At 73.6% G+C, this 8,580-nt stretch carries 6 protein-coding genes; 3 read left to right on the forward strand and 3 right to left on the reverse strand.

Annotated features, from left to right (window positions below; all coding sequences use genetic code 11):
- Positions 1-114: 114 nt before the first annotated feature.
- Positions 115-1,077, forward strand: a complete 963-nt coding sequence (locus AAHZ94_RS22995; protein ID WP_349994882.1) for an electron transfer flavoprotein subunit alpha/FixB family protein — start codon at positions 115-117, stop codon at positions 1,075-1,077.
- Positions 1,078-1,643: 566 nt separating this feature from the next.
- Complete coding sequence (locus tag AAHZ94_RS23000) at positions 1,644-3,131, forward strand: AAA family ATPase (protein WP_349994883.1); 1,488 nt, start codon at positions 1,644-1,646, stop codon at positions 3,129-3,131.
- Between the two features lie 90 nt (positions 3,132-3,221).
- Here the strand turns inward: AAHZ94_RS23000 and AAHZ94_RS23005 are convergent, their stop codons facing one another.
- The 3 genes from AAHZ94_RS23005 to AAHZ94_RS23015 all read right to left on the reverse strand — a co-directional run bounded on the left by AAHZ94_RS23005 (position 3,222) and on the right by AAHZ94_RS23015 (position 7,718).
- Positions 3,222-5,036 carry an AMP-binding protein gene (locus AAHZ94_RS23005; protein ID WP_349994884.1) on the reverse strand — a complete coding sequence of 605 codons (1,815 nt, stop codon included), beginning with the start codon at positions 5,034-5,036 and terminating at the stop codon, positions 3,222-3,224.
- An 868-nt stretch (positions 5,037-5,904) separates the two neighbouring features.
- Positions 5,905-6,576 carry a maleylpyruvate isomerase N-terminal domain-containing protein gene (locus AAHZ94_RS23010; protein WP_349994885.1) on the reverse strand — a complete coding sequence of 224 codons (672 nt, stop codon included), beginning with the start codon at positions 6,574-6,576 and terminating at the stop codon, positions 5,905-5,907.
- Between the two features lie 68 nt (positions 6,577-6,644).
- A complete protein-coding gene (locus tag AAHZ94_RS23015) occupies positions 6,645-7,718 on the reverse strand; it encodes a LacI family DNA-binding transcriptional regulator (RefSeq protein WP_502964749.1) in 1,074 nt (357 codons plus the stop codon).
- A 215-nt stretch (positions 7,719-7,933) separates the two neighbouring features.
- On the opposite strand from AAHZ94_RS23015, the gene AAHZ94_RS23020 reads away from it, so the two are divergent.
- Positions 7,934-8,580: ROK family protein (locus AAHZ94_RS23020; protein WP_349994887.1), on the forward strand; the 647-nt coding region annotated here is incomplete at its 3' end.

Genomic DNA, 8,580 nt, shown 5'->3' on the forward strand with positions numbered 1-8,580 from the left:
GCCGCCCGCACGGGCCGGCGGCCCCAGGGCCGGCGCCGGCGGCGGCGCCGCCGGCCGGGCGCCCGCCGCGCCCCCTCCACCGCCTTCGCACCTTCTTCGCAGGAGAGCAGATCCATGGCTGAAGTACTCGTCTACGTCGACCACGTGGACGGCGCCGTCCGCAAGCCCACCCTCGAACTGCTGACGCTGGCCCGGCGCATCGGCGAGCCGGTCGCCGTGCACCTGGGCGCGGGCGTCGACACCGCCGCCCCGGTCCTGGCCGAGCACGGCGCGGTCAAGGTGCTCGCCGCCGACGCCCCGGAGTTCGCCGACTACCTGGTCGCCCCGAAGGTGGACGCGCTCCAGGCCGCGTACGACGCCGTCTCGCCGGCCGCCGTGCTGGTGCCCTCGTCCGCTGAGGGCAAGGAGATCGCCGCGCGGCTCGCCGTGCGCATCGGGTCCGGCATCATCACCGACGCCGTCGACCTGGAGGCCGGCGACGAGGGCCCGGTCGCCACCCAGTCGGTGTTCGCCGCGGCCTTCACCACCAAGTCCCGCGTCACCAAGGGCACCCCGGTCATCACGGTCAAGCCGAACTCGGCCGCCGTGGAGGCGGCACCGGCCGCCGGCGCCGTGGAGCAGCTCGCGGTCACCGTCTCCGAGGCGTCCAAGGGCACCCGGGTCGTCGGCCGCACCCCGCGCGAGTCGACCGGCCGCCCGGAGCTGACCGAGGCCGCGATCGTGGTCTCCGGCGGCCGTGGCGTCAACGGTGCCGAGAACTTCCCGCTCATCGAGGACCTCGCCGACTCGCTCGGCGCGGCCGTCGGCGCCGCGCGCGCCGCGGTGGGCGCCGGCGGGTACCCGCACACCAACCAGGTCGGCCAGACCGGCAAGTCGGTCTCGCCGCAGCTCTACATCGCCGCCGGCATCTCCGGCGCCATCCAGCACCGCGCCGGCATGCAGACCTCGAAGACCATCGTGGCCATCAACAAGGACGCCGAGGCCCCGATCTTCGAGCTCGTCGACTACGGCGTGGTCGGCGACCTGTTCCAGGTCGTCCCGCAGCTCACCGACGAGGTCAAGTCCCGCAAGGGCTGACCGCCACGGCACGGCGGGCGCACGGCCCGTACGAGCCGACCCGGCGTCAGCCGCCCGGCCGCCCCGCGCGGCCCGGCACCCGATCCACCACGGCAGGCCCCGCGCACCCCGCGCGGGGCCTGCCGCGTACGTGGCGCGCGGGTGTGCCGCGCAGCTAGCGTGCGGGTCTGCCGTGTGTCTGGCCGTGGGGTCTGTCGCGTACGCGGCGTACGGGGCGTGCCATGAACCAAGCACGTGGGGGCCGTCGCGTACCAGGCGCGCGGGGCTGCCGCGCGTCCGGTGCGCTGGACCGCTACGTACCCGGCAGGGGCCTGCCGTGCGCCTGGCGGCGGCGCAGCCACCGAGAAGGCACCGCAGTCACCGAGAAAGCGCCGCAGCCGTCGCGAAGGTGCCGCAGTCGCCCGGGAATGCGCCGCGGTCACCGGAAAAGCGGCGGACGGTCCGCGGGGCACGCCCGTACGATGCGCAGGAACCGGCACCCATCCGGGTGCGACGGAGTGAAGCGCACGCCGCCCGCCCGGCCCGGCCGGGGCGACCACGGGCGCCGTAGAGGGGGCCCACCAGTCATGGACACCACCGAAGTCGCCGCCTTCGGCAGGCTCTTCCGAGACTTCCTCGACCAGGTCGTCTACCACGAGCCCGTCGACCCGAGCCGCTCCCTTGAGCGCCGGATGCACGACCATCTCGGCCGGCCGGCGCAGGAGTTGCCCATCGTCAAGGCCACCTACCCGGCGTACGACCACGCCAACGTGCACCTCGCCGTCGAGCGCTGGTTCAGCAGCGAGGGCCGCACCCACGAGCTCGTCGGCGTCCTGTCCGAGCGCTACCGGGACGACTCGCTCGCCGAACTCGTCGAAGGCGCCCAGCGCCACGGCAGGTACGCGGTGGGCGCCGTCGACTACGCGTACCTGCCCGTCTCACCCGATGAGGAGCTCGCCTGCGTCGACTTCGGCCTCTACCTCGGCGCCGCCGGCCACGACCGCACCGTCGTGCTGCTGCGCGGCCCGAGCGAGGAGTACGGGCGCCAGCGCGTGGAGGTCGAGGTGCTCGCGGGCAGCCGGGAGGAGGCCAAGCGGCTGCTGGCCGGAGTGGACCGGCTGATCCACGAGCACAACGTGTTCCGCGGCAAGGTCCTCTCCTTCCAGGGCAGCGAGTTCGAGGACGGGATCGGGCCGTTCCGCTTCCACGCCAGGCCCGCCCTGGACGCCGGCGACATCGTGCTGCCGCCCGGGCTGCTGGAGCGCGTCGAGCGGCAGATCGTGGGCGTGGCCAGACAGCGCGAACGCCTGCGCGCCCACGGCCAACACCTGCGCCGTGGCCTGCTGTTGTACGGCCCGCCCGGCACCGGCAAGACGCACAGCGTGCGCTACCTGCTCTCGCAGTTGCCCGAGTTCACGGTGGTGGTGCTCTCCGGGATGAGCATCCAGCGCGTCGGCGCGGCCTGCTCGCTCGCCCGCCATCTGCAACCCGCGCTGGTCGTCCTGGAGGACTGCGACCTGATCGCCGAGTCCCGGGACTTCACGGACGGCGAACAGCCGCTGCTCTTCCAGGTGCTCAACGAGATGGACGGGCTCGGCGACGACGCCGACGTCGCCTTCCTGCTGACCACCAACCGGGCCGACATCCTGGAACCCGCCCTGGCCCAGCGCCCCGGCCGGGTGGACATGGCGGTGGAGATCCCGCTGCCGGACGCGACGGGGCGGCGCCGACTGCTCGACCTGTACGGCGCCGGGCTCGGGCTGCCCGAGGAAGCGCTGGCCGACGCGGTGGTGCGCAGCGAGGGCACCACGGCCTCGTTCGCCAAGGAACTGATGCGCAGGGCCACGCTGTTCGCCGCGGAGCGCTCGTCCGAGCTGGTGACGGCCGCCGACCTGGACGACGCGCTGGCCGAACTCCTCTCCGATCAGGACGCGCTGACCCGGCGCCTGCTCGGCGTCCCCGACCCGGACGCGGCTCTGGACGCGGACGACAGCGACGACAGCGATGACAGCGATGACAGCGATGACGGTTACGGGGACGGGGCGGAGGGCGGCGGCTTCGGGGACGACGACTGACGTCGCGGTGCCGGGCGGACCGACGGACCGACGGAACACCGGTCGGCCGGTCGGCCCGGTGCCGTGTGGGGCCCGGGCCGTCGCCTCGGTTCAGCCCGACCCGGTGCCGGGCCGGCGCGCACGGTCGGCCCGCGGTAGCGGACGGACGTCGGCCAGCGGGCCGCCGTCGGCGCCGGGCACCGGATCGGCGCGGGCCGCGAGCTCGGCCCGATCGACCTTCCCGCGCGCGGTGAGCGGCAGCGCGGCCAGCGGCACGTAGCGGACCGGGCGCAGCGCCGCCGGCAGCTCCGCGGCGGCCAGTGCGGCGAGTTCCCCGGGCAGCCGCCGGGCGACCCGTTCGTCGTACGGGGCCGCCACCGCCACGTACGCGATCAGCAGCGCTTCGCCGTCCTCCCGCTCACGCGGCAGCACCACGGCCTGCTCCACCGCCGGATGCCCGACCAGCAAGGACTCCACCTCGCCCGGCTCCACCCGGACGCCACCGCCCTTGATCTGTTCGTCGGTGCGGCCGAGGTAGCCGTACTGGCCGTCACCGCACTCGATCGCCAGATCGCCGGTGCGGTACAGACGGCGCACGCCCCCCGGGCCGGGCTCCCCCCGGAAGCGGGCCTGCGTCAGATCGGGGCACCCCAGGTAGCCGCGGGCCAACGACGGCCCCTCGATGTGCAGTTCACCGGGCGTACCGACGGGCACTGGCTCGCCGTCGGCGTCGCGCAGATGGAAGGCGAGCCCGGGCAGCGGGGTGCCGATGGGGCTCGCGACCGGCCCGGTGGCGGCCAGATCGGTGCGGAACAGCGGCCGGTAGGAGGCGTGCACGGTGGCCTCCGTGACCCCGTACATGTTGACCAGCCGCGGGCGCTGGTCGCCGTACCGCTCCCACCACGGCCGGAGCGTCCGCGGATGCAGCACGTCGCCGCCGATGACGACCAGCCGCAGCGCGGACAGCGGCTCCGGTGCCTCGGCATCGGCGGCGGTCAGACGACGGAACGCGCCCGGCGTCTGACCGAGCACCGTCACCCGCTGCGCGCGCAGCAGCGCATGCAGGGCGGCGGGGGAGCGTGCGACGTCGAACGGCACGACGACCAGCCGCCCGCCGTGCAACAGCGCCCCCCATATCTCCCATACGGAGAAGTCGAAGCCGGCCGAATGGAACTGCGCCCACACATCGTCCTGCGTAAAACCGAACCAGGGCTGGGCACGCCGGAATAGATGCACCACCGAACGGTGTTCCACGGCAACGCCCTGTGGTCGCCCGGTCGTGCCCGATGTGTAAATGGCATAGGCCAAGTGCGTGTCAACGCTGCGCGCCGCCGGCCGTTGCCGGCGCGTTGGTGGCAGTGACCACTGGGCCCGGCGGTCCGGCCACGCGTTGCCCCACACATCCAGCGGAAGGCTTCCTGGCGGAAATTCCGTAGGGCTTTCCGGTCGGAAATCCGCAGAATTTCCGGCGGCCGTGTCTGTTTCTCCGCCCGTGCCGGTGGCCGGGTCCGTGGCCATGTCGGCCAACAGCGGATTGAGGTCGATGACCGCCGGCGCGATACGCGAAAGCGGATCACTGAGCTCGCCCACCGTGACCACCGCGAGGCAGGCGCTGTCCCGAATCATCCACCGCACCCGCCGCGGCGGATGCCCCGGATCGACGGGCACGTACGCGCCACCGGCCTTGAGAATGCCCACCATGCCGACGACGGCACCGATGCCGCGCGGCACGTACAACGCCACCCGGGTGTCAGGGCGCACCCCGTGGGCCCGCAGCACATCGGCCAGGAGATCGGCCTTTGCATTGAGTTCCGCATACGAGAGGCTTTGCTGCGCCGACGTCACCGCAATCCGCTGCGGATAACGACCCGCTACCGCCTCGAATTGCTGATGCAGACACGGATGGAGAAGCTGGAGCGAAGCCACACACCCTCCTCAGGGCAATGACTGCCTGGAGCCTGGTCCGTGCTGGGGGAGTGCCGAGGAGATAGTGCATACCGGAAGATGTCAGGGAGCACGGTGTCATCCGCTCTCTCACCCAGTCAAGCCCGATCGGTATCCGACCTAGTCGATGGTCGGAGTCTGGCCGAAAAGGGGAATTCGCCAGGCCGGCGTCCTGCACCGCCGTATGACGGATTTGTTGCAGCGGCCACGAGCCGTGCCGCGATCTGGAATGGAGGGCCGGTCGGCCGAGTGATCGGGCCGACCACCGCAGGCCAGCCGGCCACCGGGCCGCAGCGGGGCGCCCCCGGGTGCGGAGCCGTGGGTCGCCGGTGAGGCGTTGGACGCCGGGCCCCGGGCCGGCCCCCACACGCCGAGTGACGAGGGCGGCACCGGGCAGCCGCGGGTGGTACGGGCCGGGCGCGGGCCCGGTCGGGCAAGCGCCGCGCGCATCCGCCCGGCGCACGAGGAGAGGGGGTGGGTGCGGGCGGACGCCGCCTGGCCGGTGGTGGTCGGATCTGACGACCCGTCCGTGTGGGGTGCCGTACCGGTGCCGGGAGTTGACGCGTACGGCTCGTACGTCGGTGATGGCAGGTGTGCCCTGGGGAGGTTGGACGCGGCCGGGCGGCCGGGCCGGGGGCGCGCGTCGACGAGCGGGGCTCAGGACCGTGGACCGCGGCGGCCACCGGCCCACCGGCTTCGCGCGCCCACCGGAGCTCACCCGCCCACCGGCGCGCGCCCGGCCACCACCGGCGCACGCCCCACCGATGGCCCCCGGCGCCCAGAAAGCACCCCGCGACCCCGTCCCGGCCTCAACCGGTGAACGCGCCCTGGCCCGGCGGCGGGTGGCGTCTCACCGGGGCGCGCCCGACCACCGCCACTTCGTACGGCGCGGATGGCCGGCCAACTCCGCGCGGCCGGTCGCCCACAGCAAGGTCTGCCAGGGATCCGTGTCCGTCGGGGCCTCCGGGAAGAGGCGGGCCAGCGCCCGGGCGCACAGTGCGGCGGGCGGCGACCAGTCGAGCCCGAGCCCGCCGGCCACGTCATGGGTGTGGACGAGCGTCTCCACCAGGCCCATCGCGGCGAAACCCGCCGGATCGGAGACCCCGAACACGTGGTACGCGCGGACCTCCGCCGGCGTCGTCCGTACCATCGCCACCAGCAGCGCGCCGCTCGCCTCCAGTACCTGCAACAGCCCGGCGGACCCGGCAGCGGGGTCCGCGTGGACGGCGTTGGCCGGCCCACCGGGCCTGCGGCTCGCGTAGGAGTACGGCACCTCGCCGGTCAGCGGCGGCTGTCGGGGGCCGAGTTGGACGGCGTAGGCGAAGAGGTCGTCGCTGAGGTGCTCGACGGTCTCCCGGCAGGTCCACTCCAGGGAGCCGGCGGTGCGCTCCCAGTCCGCCTCGGTCGCTGCTGCTGCGCGGAGCGTGTCGAGCGTGAGTCGTACGGCCTCTTCGAGGTCGTCGGCGGTGACGGCCGGTGTCCGGTCCGGGGTGGCGGCGGGTGTGAGGGGCGTGGAGGGCATGGGGGCACCCTAGTCGGCGGGTCCGCGGACCGGGCCGCGCGGGGCGGGGGGCCGGCGGCCGGCCGCGGTCAGGACACGGGGTGACGGTGTGCCGGCCGGATCTCGCCCGAGCCGCGGGCGATCAGCCGGGTGGGCAGGACGACCTGTTGGGTGCCGGTGCCGGCGCCTTCGAGTCGACGGAAGAGCAGGTGGGCGGCGGTGCGGCCGAGTTGGGCGGCGTCCTGGGCGACCACCGTGACACCGGGGGAGAGTAGGTCCGCCAGCTCGAAGTCGTCGAAGCCGACCAGCGCGGCCCGCCCCGGGCGGGCGGCGAGGACACGGACGGCGGTGACCGTGACCCGGTTGTTCCCGGCGAACAGGGCGGTCACCGGCTCGGGGCCGGAAAGCATGGCCTCGGCCGCGTCGGCGACCCGGCTGGGGTCGGTCGCGCCCAGCGACATCCACGCCTCGTCAATGGGTAGTTGGGCCTCGGCCATGGCAGCCCGGTAGCCGCGCAGCCGCTCGACGGCGGTGTGGATGCGGGGCTGGTCGCCGATGAAGCCGATGCGGCGGTGCCCGTGCGCGATCAGATGGGCCACCGCGTCCCGGGCGCCGCCGAAGCTGTCGGAGAGCACCGCATCGGAATCGATCCGCCCGGCGGGCCGGTCGACGAAGACGGTGGCCACCCCGGCGGAGATCTCCGGCTCCAGGTAGCGGTGGTCGTCGCCGGCCGGGATCACCACCAGGCCGTCCACCCGGCGGGCGCACAGGGCGAGCACCAATTCCTGTTCCCGTACCGGGTCTTCGGCGCTCGAACCGTTGATGAGGAGTGCGCCGTGGTCCCGGGCGACCTCTTCGACGGCCCGGCTGAGCGGCCCGTAGAAGGGGTCGGCCAGGTCCTCAAGGACCAGGCCGATGCTCGCGGTGCGGCCCTTGCGCAGGATGCGGGCACTGTCGTTGCGGCGGAAGCCGAGCGCCGTGATCGCTTCCTGAACGCGGCGTTCGGTGTCGGGAGTTACCCCCGGCTCGCTGTTCACCACGCGGGAGACCGTCTTCAGGCCGACCCCGGCGCGGGCCGCGACGTCCTTCATGGTGGGCCTGTTGCCGTAGCGAGGCGATGGGGTGCCGTTGCGTTGTGTGGTGCCCCGGGCCGGGTCAGTCACGGTGCGCTCGTCCTGTCGCTGGATGGTCGGATGGCGGCGTCGAGTTGAGCATAGCCTCTAGACAACGTTGTCAATTTCGGCGGAGACTATGACCGGAACCGGGGTGCCCCCACCGGTGCCGCCGCGCCGGGCCGCGTACATTCGGCTCCCGCCCATCCCACAGGACCGTTCCGGGTACGCCAACCAGCCCCTATCGCCTGTCAGGAGACCGTCCCATGTCAGATGAGCTCGTCGCCGCGCTGGACATCGGCGGGACCAAAATCGCGGGCGCACTGGTGGACGGGAACGGTGCGCTGACCGTACGGGCACGCCGCGCCACCCCGGCACGTGCACTCGGGCCCACCGTGATGGCCGCGGTCTTCGCCGTACTCGAAGAGTTGACAGGCGCCGTGCAGTGGGAGCGGGTGGTGGCGCTCGGCATCGGCAGCGCGGGCCCGGTGGACGCATCGGTCGGCACCGTAAGCCCCGTCAACATCCCTGGCTGGCGCCGGTATCCGCTGGTCAGCCAGGTCCGCAGGGCGGTGGGCGGACTGCCGGTCACGCTCGTCGGCGACGGCGTCGCCATGGCCGCGGCCGAACACTGGCAGGGCGCCGCACGCGGCTGCACCAACGCCCTGTGCATGGTCGTCTCCACCGGCGTGGGTGGTGGTCTCATCATCAACGGCCGGCCCTACCCGGGCCCGACGGGCAACGCCGGGCACATCGGCCACATCAGTGTGGAACTCGACGGCGACGCCTGCCCCTGCGGCAGCCGCGGCTGCGTCGAACGCATCGCCAGCGGACCCAACATCGCACTCCGCGCCGTCGCGGGCGGCTGGCGCGCGGGGCCCGCCCGGTCTCTTATAAACATCTCCGAGCCCAC

The organism is Streptomyces sp. HSW2009 (assembly GCF_040240285.1).
GTDB lineage: Bacteria > Actinomycetota > Actinomycetes > Streptomycetales > Streptomycetaceae > Streptomyces.

What these genes read in the sequence shown, in the direction of transcription:
- AAHZ94_RS23000 (WP_349994883.1), top strand. Translation starts at nt 1,644, where the DNA reads ATGGACACCACCGAAGTCGCCGCCTTCGGCAGGCTCTTCCGAGACTTC.
- AAHZ94_RS23010 (WP_349994885.1), bottom strand. Translation starts at nt 6,576, where the DNA reads ATGCCCTCCACGCCCCTCACACCCGCCGCCACCCCGGACCGGACACCG.
- AAHZ94_RS22995 (WP_349994882.1), top strand. Translation starts at nt 115, where the DNA reads ATGGCTGAAGTACTCGTCTACGTCGACCACGTGGACGGCGCCGTCCGC.